At 67.8% G+C, this 15,622-nt stretch carries 16 protein-coding genes and 1 riboswitch; of the genes, 9 read left to right on the top strand and 7 right to left on the bottom strand.

The features are described 5' to 3' along the window. The first annotated feature begins 136 nt into the window (after positions 1-136). Together mgrA and GW587_RS26560 are read left to right on the top strand one after the other, a co-directional pair. Complete coding sequence (gene mgrA / locus GW587_RS26565) at positions 137-1,177, top strand: L-glyceraldehyde 3-phosphate reductase (protein ID WP_166107912.1); 1,041 nt, start codon at positions 137-139, stop codon at positions 1,175-1,177. Between the two features lie 2 nt (positions 1,178-1,179). Then, positions 1,180-2,082, top strand: a complete 903-nt coding sequence (locus GW587_RS26560; protein WP_166107952.1) for a LysR family transcriptional regulator — start codon at positions 1,180-1,182, stop codon at positions 2,080-2,082. On the opposite strand, the gene GW587_RS26555 is transcribed toward GW587_RS26560, so the two are convergent. Continuing rightward, on the bottom strand, positions 2,054-2,434 hold the full coding sequence (locus GW587_RS26555; protein WP_166107911.1) for a hypothetical protein: 381 nt from the start codon (positions 2,432-2,434) through the stop codon (positions 2,054-2,056). The two genes, GW587_RS26560 and GW587_RS26555, sit on opposite strands and share 29 nt — an antisense overlap. A gap of 178 nt (positions 2,435-2,612) precedes the next feature. On the opposite strand from GW587_RS26555, the gene GW587_RS26550 reads away from it, so the two are divergent. Genes GW587_RS26550 through GW587_RS26525 form a run of 6 tightly spaced genes read left to right on the top strand, consistent with a single transcriptional unit; the run spans position 2,613 to position 8,526 of the window. Continuing rightward, a complete protein-coding gene (locus GW587_RS26550) occupies positions 2,613-2,927 on the top strand; it encodes a DUF4148 domain-containing protein (protein ID WP_166107910.1) in 315 nt (104 codons plus the stop codon). 21 nt (positions 2,928-2,948) lie between these two features. Next, positions 2,949-4,412: an efflux transporter outer membrane subunit gene (locus GW587_RS26545; RefSeq protein WP_371875654.1), complete on the top strand. Its 1,464-nt coding sequence runs from the start codon at positions 2,949-2,951 to the stop codon at positions 4,410-4,412. A gap of 49 nt (positions 4,413-4,461) precedes the next feature. Next, positions 4,462-4,959: a MarR family winged helix-turn-helix transcriptional regulator gene (locus GW587_RS26540; protein WP_166107909.1), complete on the top strand. Its 498-nt coding sequence runs from the start codon at positions 4,462-4,464 to the stop codon at positions 4,957-4,959. Between the two features lie 13 nt (positions 4,960-4,972). Continuing rightward, on the top strand, positions 4,973-7,459 hold the full coding sequence (locus GW587_RS31510) for an FUSC family protein (RefSeq protein WP_229259668.1): 2,487 nt from the start codon (positions 4,973-4,975) through the stop codon (positions 7,457-7,459). Then, positions 7,449-7,649, top strand: a complete 201-nt coding sequence (locus GW587_RS26530; RefSeq protein WP_166107908.1) for a DUF1656 domain-containing protein — start codon at positions 7,449-7,451, stop codon at positions 7,647-7,649. Before GW587_RS31510 ends, GW587_RS26530 begins: the two co-directional genes overlap by 11 nt. Before the next feature lie 16 nt (positions 7,650-7,665). After that, a complete protein-coding gene (locus GW587_RS26525) occupies positions 7,666-8,526 on the top strand; it encodes an efflux RND transporter periplasmic adaptor subunit (protein ID WP_166107907.1) in 861 nt (286 codons plus the stop codon). On the opposite strand, the gene GW587_RS26520 is transcribed toward GW587_RS26525, so the two are convergent. The 5 genes from GW587_RS26520 to GW587_RS26500 form a co-directional block, all read right to left on the bottom strand. Further along, complete coding sequence (locus tag GW587_RS26520) at positions 8,523-9,269, bottom strand: SDR family oxidoreductase (protein WP_166107906.1); 747 nt, start codon at positions 9,267-9,269, stop codon at positions 8,523-8,525. The genes GW587_RS26525 and GW587_RS26520 overlap by 4 nt on opposite strands. 49 nt (positions 9,270-9,318) lie before the next feature. Then, entirely contained in the window at positions 9,319-9,651 is a 333-nt protein-coding gene (locus GW587_RS26515) for a hypothetical protein (RefSeq protein ID WP_166107905.1), read from the bottom strand. A gap of 22 nt (positions 9,652-9,673) precedes the next feature. Beyond that, positions 9,674-10,336, bottom strand: coding sequence for a thiol:disulfide interchange protein DsbA/DsbL (locus GW587_RS26510; RefSeq protein ID WP_166107904.1), 663 nt, complete (start codon positions 10,334-10,336; stop codon positions 9,674-9,676). 89 nt (positions 10,337-10,425) lie between these two features. Beyond that, complete coding sequence (locus GW587_RS26505; RefSeq protein ID WP_166107903.1) at positions 10,426-11,301, bottom strand: cobalamin-binding protein; 876 nt, start codon at positions 11,299-11,301, stop codon at positions 10,426-10,428. Beyond that, positions 11,301-13,280, bottom strand: coding sequence for a TonB-dependent receptor plug domain-containing protein (locus tag GW587_RS26500; protein WP_166107902.1), 1,980 nt, complete (start codon positions 13,278-13,280; stop codon positions 11,301-11,303). The genes GW587_RS26505 and GW587_RS26500 overlap by 1 nt, the downstream gene beginning before the upstream one ends. A gap of 81 nt (positions 13,281-13,361) precedes the next feature. Further along, positions 13,362-13,533: riboswitch (cobalamin riboswitch) on the bottom strand. A gap of 103 nt (positions 13,534-13,636) precedes the next feature. Here GW587_RS26500 and GW587_RS26495 point away from each other — a divergent pair. Continuing rightward, on the top strand, positions 13,637-14,440 hold the full coding sequence (locus GW587_RS26495) for a DODA-type extradiol aromatic ring-opening family dioxygenase (protein ID WP_166107901.1): 804 nt from the start codon (positions 13,637-13,639) through the stop codon (positions 14,438-14,440). Positions 14,441-14,577: 137 nt separating this feature from the next. On the opposite strand, the gene ylqF is transcribed toward GW587_RS26495, so the two are convergent. Beyond that, the gene (gene ylqF / locus GW587_RS26490; protein WP_166107900.1) at positions 14,578-15,528 is read right to left on the bottom strand and encodes a ribosome biogenesis GTPase YlqF; all 951 of its coding nucleotides are present in this window, start codon (positions 15,526-15,528) and stop codon (positions 14,578-14,580) included. Positions 15,529-15,622: the final 94 nt, after the last annotated feature.

Below are 15,622 nucleotides of genomic sequence, written 5' to 3'. Positions count from 1 at the left end.
CTTCCGCCCCCCGGCGCAGGCTTCTTTTTTTTATTTCGGTGTCAGTGCCGACATTCGGACACGAGCTCAACAACTAAGTTGTTGAGCTCGTGTCCGAATGTCGGCACTGACACCGCTTGAAGAAGGAGACAAGACCATGACCTACCACGCCTCGCCACACCGCTACGACACCATGCAGTTCCGCAGCTGCGGACGCAGCGGCCTGAAGCTGCCGCTGATGTCGCTCGGCATGTGGCACAACTTCGGCGACAGCAACAACCTCGCCTCGCAGCGCGACATGCTGCGCACCGCCTTCGACCTCGGCATCACCCACTTCGACCTGGCCAACAACTACGGCCCGCCGTACGGCTCGGCCGAGACCAATTTCGGCCATCTGTATCGGGAAGACTTCAAGCCCTACCGCGACGAGCTGATCATCTCGACCAAGGCCGGCTGGGACATGTGGCCCGGCCCCTACGGCCAGGGCGGCGGCTCGCGCAAGTATGTGCTGGCCAGCCTGGACCAGAGCCTGCAGCGCATGGGGCTGGACTACGTCGACATCTTCTACTCGCACCGCTTCGACCCGGACACGCCGCTGGAGGAAACCATGGGCGCGCTGGCGCACGCGGTGCAGCAGGGCAAGGCGCTGTATGTGGGCGTGTCGTCGTACTCGGCCGAGAAGACCGCCGAGGCGACCCGCCTGCTGAAGGAGTGGAAGGTGCCGTGCCTGATCCATCAGCCGTCCTACAATATGCTGAACCGCTGGATCGAGGAAGACGGCCTGCTCGACACGCTGGGCAAGGAAGGCATCGGCTGCATCACCTTCACCGCGCTGGCGCAGGGCATCCTGAGCGACAAATACCTGAACGGGATCCCGGCCGACGCGCGGGTCAACCGTCCCGGCGGCGGCTCGCTGCAACAAGCGCATCTGAGCCACGAGAACCTGGAGCGGGTGCGCGGCCTGAACGAAATCGCCAAACGCCGCGGCCAGACGCTGGCGCAGATGGCGCTGGCCTGGGTGCTGCGCGATCCGCGCGTCACCTCGACCCTGATCGGCGCCAGCAACAGCGCGCAGATCCGCGAGAACGTCGCCGCGCTGCAAAACCTGCACTTCAGCGCCGAGGAACTGGCCGCCATCGACGCCCAGGCCAAGGAAGGCGCGATTAACCTGTGGGCCGGCTCGTCGTCGCACCGCTGACGATGGACCGTTTCAACGCCATGCGGATTTTCACCCGCATCGTCGAGCTGGAGAGCTTCAGCAAGGCGGCCGAGGACATGCAGATCCCGGCCGCCACAGCCACCTACACCATCAAGCAGCTGGAGGCGCGGCTGGGCGTGCGGCTGCTGCAGCGGACCACGCGCCACGTCAGCCCGACGCTGGACGGCCAGGCCTACTACCAGCGCTGCGTGCGCATCCTGGCCGACGTCGAGGAAACCGAGGCCGGCTTCGGCAACAGCGGCGTGGCGCCGCGCGGCAAACTGCGGGTGGATTTACAGGGCACGCTGGCGCAGCATTACGTGCTGCCGCGACTGAAGGAGTTCTTCGCCCGCTATCCCGACCTGGAACTGGAGATCGGCCTGGGCGACCGGCTGGTCGACCTGGTGCGCGACGGCGTCGACTGCGTGCTGCGCGTCGGCGAGCTGCGCGACTCCAGCATGGTCGGACGGCGGGTGGCATCGCTGCAGCAGGTGACCTGCGCCAGCGCCGCCTACTTCGAGCGCCACGGCACGCCCACCACGCTCGACGAGCTGACCACGCAAGGCCACCGCGCGGTCAACTTCTTTTCCTCCAGCAGCGGCAAGCTGTTCCCGTTCGACTTCAGCGTCGACGGCGCGACGCGCAGCATCGCGTTGCCGGGCAGCGTCTCGGTCAGCAGCGCCGAAGCCTACCTGGCCTGCTGCGCCAACGACCTCGGGCTGGTGCAGCTGCCGCGCTACCACGTCGCCAGCGAATTGCAGCGCGGCGCGTTCCGCGAAGTGCTGCAGGCGTGGCGGCCCAAGCCGATGCAGGTGTCGGTGCTGTACCCGCAGCAGCGGCAGCTGTCGCCGCGGGTGCGGGTGTTCGTCGACTGGATTACGGACGTGATGACGGCGGCGAGCTAGCGTCGTTGCGGGCCCAGTCGCGGCGTTCCTCGCGCAGCGAGGCTTCCACTTCCGCATCCACCTCGTCGTCGGCGCGCACGGCGATCTGCTCGCCGTCGTCGTCCGGCAGCGCATCGACCACGCGGTCGAAGCCGATGTCGCCATCCGGCGCCACATCCATCTCGACGCCGGTGCGCTCGCCGGTGCCTTCGGCGTCGGTATCACTGTCGAAACCGATGTCGGGACCGCCAACCATATCGCTGCCGCTGTCGGAATTATCGCTCGGGCCCAGCGCACGGGTGCCGTGGCCGGCACCCAGCGTACGGTCGTTACCCACCGGAATGTTATCCGGATCCAGCGTACTGTAGGACATGATGTGCTCCTTTGCATGAAAACCCGATTGAACCACCGCCGCCGCGCCCGGTCCGTGCGCCGCCTCGCTTATTCCCGGCAAAGACTATCGTGCCGATAGGTATTTTTTACTTTACAAATGTATTATTCATCTCTATAGTTAACCTCATCGAACAAGCCCACACCCGAGGAGAGATGCCATGAGCACCACCACCAAGAATCTGCTGGCCGCCGCCGCCACCGTCGTATTCGCCATCGCCGCCACCGCCACCAGCGTGACCAACGCCTTCGCCCAGACCACGACCGCGACCGCGACCGCGCCGGCCACCGCCGCCAGCAACGCCGCGCAAAACGCCGCCGCCGGCAGCGCGCTGGTCGCGATCAAGGCCGAGAAGCCGGGCTTGACCCGGGCCCAGGTGCAGGCCGAGTTCTTCGAAGCGCGCAAGAACGGCACGCTGCTGGAAACCGAAGCCGACTTCGACGTCGCGCAGACCAAGAAACACGTCGTCAAGTAAGCACGACAGGCGCCATCAGCCGTGACACCGACGCCCATGCCGTCCAGCCGCAGCGCCCGCAACTACAGCGCCGCCATGCTCGCCTGCGCGCTGGCGTTGCTGGCCGGGTGCGCCGACATGGGCCACGTCCAGCCGCGGGCGGTGGCGCTGAACAGCGCCGAACTGAATCCCGGCAAAGCCATCGCCGGCGCCGGCGCGCCCGTGGCCTGGCCGGAGGAACGCTGGTGGGAAGCGCTGCACGACGCGCAGCTGGACCGGCTGGTCGCGGCCGCGCTGGACGACAACCCGTCGCTGCGCGCCACGCTGGCGCGGGTGCGCCAGGCCGAAGCGCTGGCCGGCGTCGCCAGGGCCGGCACGCTGCCGCGCGTCGACGCCGGCGCCAGCGCCGACCGCGAACTGTATTCGCGGCACAGCACCGTCCCCGCCCCGCTGGCCGGCAACTACGCATGGAAGAACACGGCCACGCTGAGCGGCTCCTACGACCTCGATCTGTGGGGCCGCAACCGCGACGCGCTGGCCGCCGCGCTGGACGAGGTGCACCTGGCCGCGGCCGAGTCGCAGATGGCGCGGCTGACGCTGGAGACGGCGGTGGTGCGCAGCTACATCCAGCTGTCGCTGGCGTACGCGCTGCAGGACAGCGTGGCGCAGAACCTGGCGCAACGCCAGCGCATCTTGGAGATCACGCGGCGGCGCCAGGCCGCTGGCCTGGCCACGGAGCTGGAAGTGGCGAACATCGAAACAACGCTGCCGGCAGGACGGCGCGAGCAGGAGCAGATCGGAGAAACGATCGCCCTGCTGCGCAACCAGCTGGCGGCACTGATCGGCAAAGGACCGGGCGACGGCGACGCGATCGCCCGGCCGATGCTGACCCTGGACGCGGGCCACGGCGACACGGTGCCGGCCTCGCTGCCGGCGGAACTGGTGGGCCGCCGCCCCGACATCGCGGCGCAGCGCTGGCGCATCGAAGCGGCCAACGCGCGCATCGCCGGCGCCAAGGCCGAGTTCTACCCGAACATCAACCTGGCCGCCTTCGTCGGCTTCCAGTCGCTGGGCTTCGCGAAGTTCTTGGACAGCGGCTCGGCCGTGCGCGGCGTGACGCCGGCCATCAGCCTGCCGATCTTCGACGGCGGCCGACTGCGCAGTCAATTGGGCAACCAGACCGCGCTCTACGACGGCGCGGTGGAACAGTACAACGCCAGCGTGGTGCAAGCGATGTCCGAGGTCGCCAACGCGGTGGTGCGGATCGACTCGGTGAAGCAGCAGGACCGGCTGGCGCAGCGCGCGCTCGATGCGGCGCGGCGCCAGCAGCGACTGGCGGAACGCGCCTACCAAGCCGGCATGACCGACTCGCTGAACGTCATCAACGCGCAGCTCACGCTGCTCAACGAACAGCAGCAGATGGCGCAAGTGGCGAGCAAACAACTAGATAACTTCGCATTGTTGATGGCCGCGCTGGGCGGCGGCATAAAACTGGATTTACATTGACGCTTAGATAGTACAATCAAATCCTTTTAAAAATAATAGAGGAGTGGCAATGAGCAGTTTTGAAGCGACTAAAAAACGCCTGAAAAACATCCATGCCCGCATGCCTGAATTTCCTGAGGATTTGATGCGCCTGCTGCGCATGACGTACCACATCCAGAAGCGGATGAAAGATTTGAGCAATGCGGCGCTGCGTTCCTACGATCTGGTGGACGCCAGCTACATGGTGCTGGCGGTGCTGTACGGCTCGGAAGACGAGACCTCGACCGCGTCCACGCTGGGCGAGGCTTGCATGGAAAAACCGGCCAACCTGACGCGCGTGTGCAACGACCTGGAAAGCCAGGGCCTGATCACGCGCGGCAACCGGCCCGGCGACCGCCGCTGCGTGATGATCTCGCTGACCGACGCCGGCCGCACGCTGGCCGAGAAAGTGCTGCCCGAAGTATGGACCGCGACCACCCACGCCTACGACGGCTACAGCGCGGACGAAGTAAAGATATTGGAAGCGCTGCTGAAACGGCAGCTGGATAACCTCGAAGCACTCACCTGAACCCCACCGCCCCATGAACGCTCCCCCCGCCGCCCAGCCCAACCCGGACCACAGCGCGCGGGGAGCGAAGACGGCGGCGGTGGCGCGGGGCCTGGCCTGGCTGGCGGCGCAGAGCGCCGACTGGCTGGGCAGCGAAGGTCAGCGCTGGATGTTCGTCGCCAAGGCCATGCTGGCCGCCTTCTCCGCGCTGTGGCTGGCGTTCCGCCTCGGACTCGATTCCCCCTTCACCGCGCTCGCCACCACCATCATCCTCGCGCTGCCCAGCAGCGGCATGGTGCTGGAAAAAGCCTTCTACCGTTTTCTCGGCACGCTGGTCGGCTGCAGCGCCGCGCTGGCGCTGGTCGGCGTGTTCCCGCAGGCGCCGGTGCCGCTGTTCGTCGGCGTCGCGCTGTGGGTCGCGCTGTGCACCGGCGGCGCCGCCATGTACCGCAACCAGCAGTCGTACAGCTTCGTGCTGGCCGGGTACACCGCCGTCATGATCGCCGCGCCGTCGCTGGACGCGCCGGTCAACGTGTTCACGCTGGCCGTCACGCGGGTCACCGAGGTCGGGCTGGGCATCATTTGTTCGGCGGTGGTGCACGACGTGATCTTCCCGCGCCGCCACTCGCGCGCGGTGATGCGCACGGTGCAGGCGCGTTATGCAGGATTCGTGGTGTTCTGCCGCGAGGTGCTGGAGCGGCGTCTGACGCCGGCCGAGGCGGAGCTGAACCACCTGAAGTTCGCCGCCGACATCGCCGCGCTGGAATCGGGCCGCGCCGCCGCCTTCTTCGAAGCCGACCACGCACGCTCGCACACGCGGCAACTGCATGCCTTCAATGCGGCCTTCATGACGGTGCTGACGACGTTCTACACGCTGCACCGACTGAGCCACCGGCTGCACAACGGCGGCGCGGCGGACGACGTAGCGGCGGGCAGCGGCGACGGCGCTGCGGCGGGCGGCGCTGCGGCGGGCGGCGCTGCGGCGGGCGGCGGCGCTGCGGCGGGCGGCGGCGCTGCGGCGGGCGGCGGCGCTGCGGCGGGCGGCGCTGCGGCGGGCGGCGGCGCTGCGGCGGACGGCGGTGCTGCGGTTGGCGGCGGCGCTGCGGCGGACGGCGGCGCTGCGGCGGACGGCGGCGCTGCGGCGGACGGCGGTGCTGCGGTTGGCGGCGGCGCTGCGGCGGACGGCGGCGCTGCGGCGGACGGCGGCGCTGCGGTTGGCGGCGGCGCTGCGGCGGGCCACGGCGCGCGGCTGGTGCTGGCGCTGGTCGCGCCGATGCACGCGCATCTGGCGCGGGCGATGACGCAGGAGCTGACGCCCGAGCACCTGGCGCGGATGCGCGCCACGCTGACGCGCGACATCGCCGCCGCGCGCGTCGAGCTGACCGCCGCCGCCGTCGAGCGCGCGCAGCAGATCGACTTCGACACCGCCGCCGAACTGCTGGACCGCTTCGCGCGCGACCTGTCCGCCTTCGCCGCGCTGTACCACGGCCTGACGCAAGACAAACGCCAACAGGTCAGCGACCCCGGCGCCTACTCGCCGAAGACGCCGCCCGCGATCATCTTCGCCAGCGGCTTCCGCGCCGCCGCCACGCTGCTGGTGACGGCCACCGCCTGGTACTGGCTGGCCTGGCCGTTCACCGCCAACGCCATCCTGATGGCCACCATCTTCTGCGCGCTGGCCTCCTCCTCGCCGCGTCCGAACGCGCTGGTGAAGCAAGTGCTGACCGGCTTCCTGCTGGCCATGCCGCTGGCCTTCTACACCGAATTCTTCATGATCGCCCGCGCCGACAGCTACGCCCCGCTGGTGCTGGCCGCGCTGCCGCTGTTCGCGCTGGGCGCCTACCTGAGCAGCGGCCCGCGCTGGGCCGGCGTCGGCATCGGCGTCAGCCTGTTCTCCGCCACGCTGGTGGTGCCCACCAACATGATGCACTACGACGTCGAAGCCTTCATCAGCAGCCAGCTGTCGCTGACACTGGGCGTGGTGGTGGCCTACGTGATGTTCAGCGTGGTGCTGCCCGAGCACACCATGGGCCACAAGGGCCACGTCTCCACAGCGCTGTGGCGCGAAGCGCAGAACGCCTGCGCCGCCCCGCTGTCGCGCCTGAAGCGCCGCTTCGACAACCGCGTGCGCGACCTGCTGAGCCAACTGAACGCCGCCGCCGGCCCGGCGCCGAGCGAAGCCGCGCGCGCCGTGGTGCGGCAAGGCCTGACGCTGCTGGAACTGGGCCACGCCGTGATCGAACTGCGGCAACTGATCGCCGCCTCCGATCCCGGCGCCGCGCGCGCCAGCCTGCAACTGGTGGTGCGCCAGCTGGCCGCCTACCTGCGCACGCCATCGCACGACAGCGGCGCGGCGGCGCGGCAAGCGATCCTCGACGCCGGCACGGCGGTGCGCGCCGCCCTGCCCGACGCCGCCCCGGCGCGGCGCGCGCGGCTGCACACCGCGCTGGCCGACCTGCATTCCATCCACACGTCCTTGCTGGACCAGCTATCAACAGGAGAACCCCGCCATGCCGCGTGAAATCGACTTCTTCGGCGTCCTGCTGCCCGGCGTGCTGCCGATCTTCCTCGCCAGCCTGGTGCTGCAGGTCGCGCTCGACAGCGTGCTGAGTCACGTCGGCGCCTACCGCCGCAGCTGGCACCCGGCGCTGGTGCGGCTTTGCCTGTTCGTCTGCATCTTCAGCTTCCTGCTGGTCACCCTGTACAACTAAACTTTGAAAGCCCGCTGTGAGCGCAACTAAAATCTTCCGTTTTTTCCTGACCATGCTGTTGCTGGGCGCCGCCCTGTGGCTGGGACGTTCGGCCTGGAACCACTACATGGAATCGGCCTGGACCCGCGACGGCCGGGTCAAGGCCGACGTGGTGAGCATCAGCGCCGACGTCGCCGGCACCGTGACCGAAGTGCGCGTGCGCGACAACCAGCTGGTGCAGCGCGGCGACGTGCTGTTCGTGGTCGACCAGGCGCGCTACCAGAACGCGCTGGCGCAGGCGAACGCGCTGCTGGCGTCGCAGCAGGTGGAGAAAGGCCGGCGCGGCAAGGAAGCCAGCCGGCGCAAGGCGCTCGACAGTTCGATCGTCTCGGCCGAAAGCATGGAGACGGCCGAATACGCGGTCGGCACCGCCGCCGCACAGTACCAGGCCGCGCAGGCCGCGCGCGCACTGGCGGCGCTGAACCTGGAGCGCACGGTGGTGCGGGCGCCGGTGAGCGGCTACGTCACCAACCTGAACGTGCACGCCGGCGACTTCGCCGCCGTGGGCGCCGCCAAGCTGGCGCTGATCAACAGCGCCTCGTTCTACGTGGTGGGTTACTTCGAAGAGACCAAGCTGCCGCTGCTGAAGATCGACGACAAGGTCGAAGTGCACCTGATGAGCGGCGCCGCGCAGCTGAAGGGGCACATCGAAAGCATCGCGCGCGGCATCACCGACCGCGACGCCAATTTAGGGCGGGAACTGCTGGCCGACGTCAACCCGACCTTCAACTGGGTGCGGCTGGCGCAGCGGGTGCCGGTGCGGATCCACATCGACGAACTGCCGAAAGGGCTGGAGCTGGTGGCCGGCACCACCTGCAGCGTGGTGATCCACGGCTAGCGCGCACCGCCGGCGTCGACCAGCGCGCCGCTGACGTAGGACGATTGCGGGCCGAGCAGCCACAGGATGGTTTCGGCGATTTCCTCCGGCTGGCCGCCGCGTTGCATCGGCACCGTCGCCGCCAGCTTGTCGACCCGGTCCGGATCGCCGCCGCTGGCGTGGATGTCGGTGTAGATGATCCCCGGCCGCACGCAGTTGACGCGGATGCCCTCGGCGCCGACCTCCTTCGACAAGCCCAGCGTCAGCACGTCGATCGCGCCCTTCGAGGCCGCGTAGTCGACGTACACGCCGCCGGCGCCATGCCGCGACGCGCCCGAGCCGACGTTGACGATGCCGCCGCCCCGCCCGCCCGACAGCGTCGACATGCGCTTGACCGCCTCGCGGCTGCACAGCAGGCAGCTGACCACGTTGGTGGTGAACACCCGCTGGAAACGCTCGGCCGACATGTCCACCAGCTTGCCCTGCGTCTCCAGGATGCCGACGTTGTTGACCAGCGCCGTCACCGGCCCCAGCTCCGCGTCGACCGTGGCGAACAGCCGCAGCACATCCGCCTCGACGCCGACGTCGGCTTGCACCGCAATCGCCGCGCCGCCCTCGGCGACGATCCGCGCCCGCAGCCGCTCGGCCGCGTCGGCGTCGCTGCGGTAGTTGATGCACACCGCGTAGCCGCGCCGGCTCGCCAGCAGCGACGTCGCCGCGCCTATGCCCCGGCTGCCGCCGGTCACCACCATCACTTGATTCATCGGATCCCCTTATGAAAAAAGCCCGCTGCGGGCGGGCTTCGAGTCGCTGTTATTTTTCCGGACTGGTGTTCGACAGCGCGTACGTCAGGTGCTGCCACCAGTGCTCGCGCGACTGCACGTTGCGCAGGCACTTTCTATCCAGTTCACCCTTGAAGATCGGGTCGGCGCACTGCTTGGTCAGCAGCGCGTAGCGCTGGTTCTCGGCGTTCACCAGCGCGACGCTCAGCCACAGGATCATGCCCAGGAAGACCACCACCAGGCTCCACGCCACATGGTTGACGTAGGCCCACTCGAACAGGTTCTCCAGCGCCGGCGACGATTCCTTGTAGATCTTCATCACCTCCGCTTCGACGGCCTTCTTATCGTCACTCGTAAATTTCATCGCCTTACCCATCCTTAAAAACTCATTTCTTCGCGGCGCGTTCCTGCGCCGATCTGGCGACCAGGCTGTCCATCACCGCGAACAGCGCGACATGCGCCTCGGCGGCCGAGGTCAGGCCGTGGCCGGCCGTCGCCGGCGAGGTCGTGTAATGACCGTCGATAACCAGGCTGGGCGCGCTATCCAGTTTATACTGATTTGCCAGTTGCTGGCCGCGTTTCAGCCTGGTTTGGACCCCGAAGGAGTTGAAAAATTCCAGATACTTGGCCTTGTCGACGCCGTTCTTGACCACGAAGTCGAGCAACGCGGCGTCGGTGTTGAGGCGGTTGCGGTCGACGTGGATGGCGCGGAAGATCTTCTCGTGCATGCCGTTGCCGAGCGCGTTCATCGCCTCCAGCGTGTAGAAGGCCTTGGCCTGCGCATCGTCGCCCATGTGCAGGCGGCGGAACACCACCTTGTCGCCCTGCTTCCTGACCCAGTCCGCCATCAGCGGCTCAAGCGCGTTGCAGTGCGGGCAATGGTACATGAACACTTCCAGCACTTCGACCTTCTTGCCGGTGTCGGGGCGCGGCGCGTCCACCGTGTTGAAATCCAGGCCATTCTTGAAATCGGCGGCGTGGGCGCCGGCGGCGGCGGCCATGAAGGCGGCGGTGACCAGCAGTGGGCGCAGGAAGCTCATGAAACGCATATCGGTCCTTGATCGGGGAAGTGGTAAACGCCGCGAGATTACCACTTTTCGCGCCGTCATCGGGGTTTAAAACGGCGATTAAGCCCCGCTTAAGGCCTGCGGCCGCGCGCCGTCTCGAGCTTTTCGCACAGGGCCGCGATGCCGTCGGCGATGCGCGGCGTGGCGCGCACCAGCAGTTCGCTGTCGAGCATGAACAGGTTGCCGCGCTGTACCGCCAGCATGCCCTTGTACGGTTTCCAGATATTGATGCCGGACTGGCCGTCGTGGCGCTCGCCTCCGATCACCGCCTCCGGATTTTCCTGCAGCACGGCCTCGGTGCTGACCGACGGCGCCGTCACCTTCATGCCGGCGAAGATATTGCTGCCGCCGCAGACCCGCAGCGCGTCGCTGACCACGTGCTCGCCGTTGAGCGTGAACAGCGGCTTTTCCCAGATCTGGTAGAACACCCGCACCGGCGGGCGTTGCGCATAGGTCGCCGTCAGCCCGGCGAGCTTTTGCCGGTAGTCGCGCGCGGCCGTTTGCGCCGCCGCGTCGGTGCCCATCAGCCGGCCCAGGCGGGTCAGGCTGGTGGCGATCTCGTCGAGCTTTTTCGGCTCGCTGTAGAAGATCGGGATGTTCAGGCTTTTCAGCTGCGACAGCTGGCGCTCGGTGTTCCCGGTCTGCCAGACCACCAGCAAATCCGGGCGCAGCGCCAGCACCCGTTCCAGGTCGATCTGCGCGTCGCTGCCGACCAGCGGGATGCGCTTGGCCGCTTCCGGGTAATCGCTGTAGTTCATCGCGCCGACCACGCGCCCGCCGCCGCCCGCCGCGAACAGCAGCTCGGTGATGTGCGGCGCCATCGCGATCACGCGCTGCGCCGGCCTGGCCAGCGTGACGCTGCGGCCCGCGTCGTCCTTGACGGTGATGGCATCGGCGCGGGCGCCGCCCGCCAGCGCCAGCAGCGCGACCGCGACGGTCGGGCGCATCAGAACTCGTAGCGCGCCGAGACCTTCATCTGGCGGCCGTCCGACGGATAGATGCCGCCCTTGCAGGCGAAGGCTTGCGAGAAGTAGTGCTTGTCCGTCAGGTTCGCGCCGGACAGCGCCAGCTCCCACTGGCCGAACTTGCGCGCATAGCGCGCGTCCAGCGTGGTGTACGACGGGATCAGGCCGGAGCAGCTGTTGTCGAAGTCCGAGCCGTAGCGCTGGCTGTCGACCCACTGCGCGCCGATGTCGGCCGATTGCCGCGCCGTGGCCCAGCTCAGGCGCGCGGTCAGCGTGTTCTTCGGCACCAGCACCATCTGCCGGCCGTCGTTGACGCCTTCGGTGAACTTGGCCTGCACGTGCTGGTAGTGCGCGCTGACGCTCCAGTCGGCGGCGATGCGCTGCTCGGCATCGAGCTCGAAGCCCTGGCGGCGGGTCGGATCCAGATTGGTGTTGGCGCCGAAACCGAAGTTCAGCGTCGGATCGTAGAAGATCTCGTTGCTCAGCTCATGACGGAACACGCGCGCGGTGATCTTGCTGGCGCTATCGGCGTAGCCCAGGCCCAGTTCCGCGTCGTGCGATTTCTGCGGCAGCAGCGGCTGGTTGTTGACCGGCGTCGCCGCGTTCTCGTCCGCGTTGGCGACGCGGTAGCTCTGGCCGGCCTTGCCGAACACCGTCACGCGCGCCAGCGGCATGTAGCTCGCCTGCAGCTCCCACGCGTTCAGGCCCTGGTTGACTTCATAGCCGGTGGTCGAGAAACCCAGCGGATCGCTGAAGTCCTTGTCGAACAGCTCGCGCCGCACGCCGGCCGAGATGCGGCCCTCATGCGCGGCGTCGAAGCGCAACTCGTCGCGCAGGTACAGCGCCTTCGAATGCTGGCTGGCGCCGGCGGCGGAGAACGACGACGCCGTGTCGCGGTCCCAGACGATGAAGTCGGCGCCGGCCACCACTTCGTTCAGCATGCCGCCGATCTGGCCGAGGCGGCGCAGGCGCGGCGAGAACTGGGTTTGCTTGCTGTCGTAGCTGGCGCTGGACGGGAAGCCGCCGAAGACATAGGTCGATTCGACCGTCTTCTTGCGATACGACAGGTCGGCGGCCAGGTCGAAGCCGGCGACGCGGTACTGGCCGGAGACGGTCAGGCGGTCGTAGTCGAGCGAGCCGTTGTCGTCCGGCGTGCGGGTCTGGCGCGGGTTGGCGTTGAACTGCGCTTCGCTCAGCGAACCGGCGAAGCGCATGTCCTGGCGCGCGCCCTCGTAGCGGAAGCCGATGCGGTTCTTGCCGTCGGCGCCGTACCACTGCGCGCCGCCGCTGAAATGGCTTTGCTTGAATTCGTTGTTGTCGCGATAGTTGTCGGTGCGCTGATAGCCGGCGCTGGCATCGGCGGCGAAGCCGTCCCACGCCTGCGCCGCCGAGACGCGCACTTCGCCGGCATTGAATTGGCCGCCCTCGACGAACACGCTGCCACGGCTGGCGGCCTTGCCCGGACGCTTGGTGACGATGTTGATCACGCCGCCGGTGGCGCCGTCGCCGTACAACACGCTGGCGCCGCCGCGCGTGATCTCGATGCGCTCGACGCTGTCGACCGGGATGCCCGACAGGACCGCGTTGAGCAGTTCATTTTCCGACAGCCGCACGCCGTCGACCACGATCACCATGTTCTGGCTGCTGTTGGTGCCGAAGCCGCGCAGGTCGAGGCCGAAGTCCGGGCTGCCGTCGAGGCTCTGGCGGCCGTAGACGCCGCCGATCTTGCGGATCGCCGCGTTGACGTCGCCGGCGCCGGAGCGGCGGATGTCCTCCGCGCTGATGACGGTGGCGCCGATCGGGGCCAGCGCCGGGTCGGCGTCGAAGCGCGAGCCGGTGATGACGATCGGCGCCAGTGTCAGGCCCGCGGCATCCTCGGCCAACGCTATGGCGGGAACGGCGGCGAAGCAGAGGGAAACGGCGGCGGCCAGCTGGCGCGGGCGGAAGGCGGAAGAATTCATGATAAATCGTTTTCAAAAAAGGCATCCGCCTGCGTCCCCGCAAGCCGGAAGTGCACGGAAGACGCGCGCCGACGAGCGACGCGCGCTTCCACCTATCTGGCCGATATCCGGGCTTGCCGGGGCGCGAAGGCGCCGGCGTTACCGTTGCGGGGGCAGCACACCTTGGCCGCGCGCAGTAAGCGCTGGCGGCCTGTGTTTCCCGTTTAACCGCGCATGTGAGCACAGGCGCGGCACCAGAAGCGGGCATTATACGCCGCGATCATTAACAATTTAGATAGGACCTATCTATATTTACGGCATTGATGGCGCGGCCTCGCGTCCTTATAGTGGATGCATACTGAAACCGGAGCCCGATCATGACTAGCCAAACACTACCCACTTATTTCCTGTCCCACGGCGGCGGCCCATGGCCGTTCATGATGGACCAGGTCGGGCATCTGTACGCCAAGCTGGACGCGTCGCTGCGCGACATTCCGCGCCAGGTCGGCGTCACGCCGAAGGCGGTGCTGGTGATCACCTCGCACTGGGAAGGGCGCGACTTCATGCTGTCGTCCTCGGCCAAGCCGCCGATGATCTACGACTACGGCGGCTTCCCGGCGCATACCTACGAAGTGCAATACAGCGCCCCGGGTTCGCCCGAGCTGGCGGCGCGGGTCAAGGCGCTGCTGGACGCCGGCGGCCATCCGGCGCAGCTGGATGCGCAGCGCGGCTTCGACCACGGCACCTTCAGCGCCATGTACCCGGTGTATCCGAACGCCGACGTGCCGATCGTGCAGCTGTCGCTCAAGCAGGGGCTGGATCCGGCGACGCACCTGGCGGTGGGCCGTCTGCTGGCGCCGTTGCGCGACGAGGGTGTGCTGATCGTCGGCAGCGGCCTGAGTTACCACAATCTGCGCGCCTTCAACGCGCAGGGCGCGGCGGCCTCGCACGCCTTCGACGACTGGCTGCGGGCGGCGATGGCCTTGCCGGCGGCGCAGCGCACGGCGGCGCTGCTGGCATGGGATGAGGCCCCGGCGGCGCGCATGGCGCATCCGCGCGAGGAGCATCTGCTGCCGTTGATGGTGGTGGTGGGCGCGGCGGAAGCCGAAGCGGCCAGCGTGCCGTACCACGAGGATGCGTTCATGGGATCGCTGGCGGTGACCAGCTTCCGCTTCGGCTAACCCGCTGCTGCTGCTGCTGCGGTAGGTGTCAGTGCTTCGGTAGGTGTCAGTGCCGACATTCGGACACGAGCTCTACCGTAGCAGGCGCTACGGTAGAGCTCGTGTCCGAATGTCGGCACTGACACCTACCGAAGCTGTTACGTACCGCGCTTGCCGTTGGCGTAGGCGGCGGCTTTTTCGGCGGCGATGGCGGCTTTCTCGGCCGCCTTGGCCGCCGCCTCCACCTCGTACACGTCCAGCCGCTGCTTGCGGCTGGCCGGCGTCTCCAGCGAGATGCGGCCCAGCGCGCCGCTGCGGTAGTCGCCGAGGAAGGTGTGCGACGCCTTCTCGTAATCCAGGTCGCCGCCCTTCTGGCGGAAGCCGCGCTTGGCGCCGACGCCCTCCACCACCGCGATCGCATCGAAGGTCTCGATGTCCTTGAAGCCGTAGCGCGCCACCAGCAGTTGCGGGTAATGCACCAGCAGCTCGCCGGCCAGGAACTCCGCCACCTCCTCTTCGATCAGCGCGTTGGCGCCGACCGCGTGGCTGGCGGCCAGCATCAGGCCATCGCTCGGCAGCGCGATCTTCGGCCACAACATGCCCGGCGTGTCGACCAGGATGGTGTTCTTGTCCAGGTAAAGCTTCTGCTGCTGCTTGGTCACCGCCGGCTCGTCGCCGACCTTGGCCACCTTGCGCTTCAACAGCGCGTTCATCAGCGTCGACTTGCCGACGTTGGGGATCCCCATGATCATGATGCGCAGCGGCTTGGTCGGCACGCCGCGGTGCGGCGCCAGCTGCTTGGCCAGTTCCGGCACGCGCGCCACGTCGGCCGGCTTCTTGGTGGTCATCGCGAACGCGGTCACGCCTTCCTGCGCGTTGTAATAGGCCACCCAGGCCGCCGTGGCGGCGGGATCGGCCAGGTCGATCTTGTTGAGGATCTTCAGGCACGGACGCTGGCGGAACTTGCGCAGCTCCTCCACCATCGGGTTGGTGCTGGCCTCGGGCAGGCGCGCGTCGACCACCTCGATCACCAGATCGGTGTTCTCCATCTGCTCCGCCGCCTTCTTCTTGGCGGCGTTCATGTGCCCCGGGTACCATTGTATCGACATGCTCTGACCTTCAAAAACGTTCTGACAATCCGCTATTTTACCCGCTGACCCGCGCGGACTTCGGATATCATGAGGCGCCTTACCCTTTTTCTGA

Origin of the sequence: Duganella aceris, from assembly GCF_011090165.1 — a bacterium.
Classification (GTDB): Bacteria; Pseudomonadota; Gammaproteobacteria; order Burkholderiales; family Burkholderiaceae_D; genus Rugamonas; species Rugamonas aceris.
Note: the sequence above shows the minus strand (reverse complement) of the source record. Positions and strands in the feature narration are given on the sequence as shown.

Coding starts and splice junctions, on each gene's coding strand:
- mgrA (WP_166107912.1), top strand. CDS start 137: ATGACCTACCACGCCTCGCCACACCGCTACGACACCATGCAGTTCCGC.
- GW587_RS26560 (WP_166107952.1), top strand. CDS start 1,180: ATGGACCGTTTCAACGCCATGCGGATTTTCACCCGCATCGTCGAGCTG.
- GW587_RS26555 (WP_166107911.1), bottom strand. CDS start 2,434: ATGTCCTACAGTACGCTGGATCCGGATAACATTCCGGTGGGTAACGAC.
- GW587_RS26550 (WP_166107910.1), top strand. CDS start 2,613: ATGAGCACCACCACCAAGAATCTGCTGGCCGCCGCCGCCACCGTCGTA.
- GW587_RS26540 (WP_166107909.1), top strand. CDS start 4,462: ATGAGCAGTTTTGAAGCGACTAAAAAACGCCTGAAAAACATCCATGCC.
- GW587_RS31510 (WP_229259668.1), top strand. CDS start 4,973: ATGAACGCTCCCCCCGCCGCCCAGCCCAACCCGGACCACAGCGCGCGG.
- GW587_RS26530 (WP_166107908.1), top strand. CDS start 7,449: ATGCCGCGTGAAATCGACTTCTTCGGCGTCCTGCTGCCCGGCGTGCTG.
- GW587_RS26520 (WP_166107906.1), bottom strand. CDS start 9,269: ATGAATCAAGTGATGGTGGTGACCGGCGGCAGCCGGGGCATAGGCGCG.
- GW587_RS26515 (WP_166107905.1), bottom strand. CDS start 9,651: ATGAAATTTACGAGTGACGATAAGAAGGCCGTCGAAGCGGAGGTGATG.
- GW587_RS26510 (WP_166107904.1), bottom strand. CDS start 10,336: ATGCGTTTCATGAGCTTCCTGCGCCCACTGCTGGTCACCGCCGCCTTC.
- GW587_RS26505 (WP_166107903.1), bottom strand. CDS start 11,301: ATGCGCCCGACCGTCGCGGTCGCGCTGCTGGCGCTGGCGGGCGGCGCC.
- GW587_RS26500 (WP_166107902.1), bottom strand. CDS start 13,280: ATGAATTCTTCCGCCTTCCGCCCGCGCCAGCTGGCCGCCGCCGTTTCC.
- GW587_RS26495 (WP_166107901.1), top strand. CDS start 13,637: ATGACTAGCCAAACACTACCCACTTATTTCCTGTCCCACGGCGGCGGC.
- ylqF (WP_166107900.1), bottom strand. CDS start 15,528: ATGTCGATACAATGGTACCCGGGGCACATGAACGCCGCCAAGAAGAAG.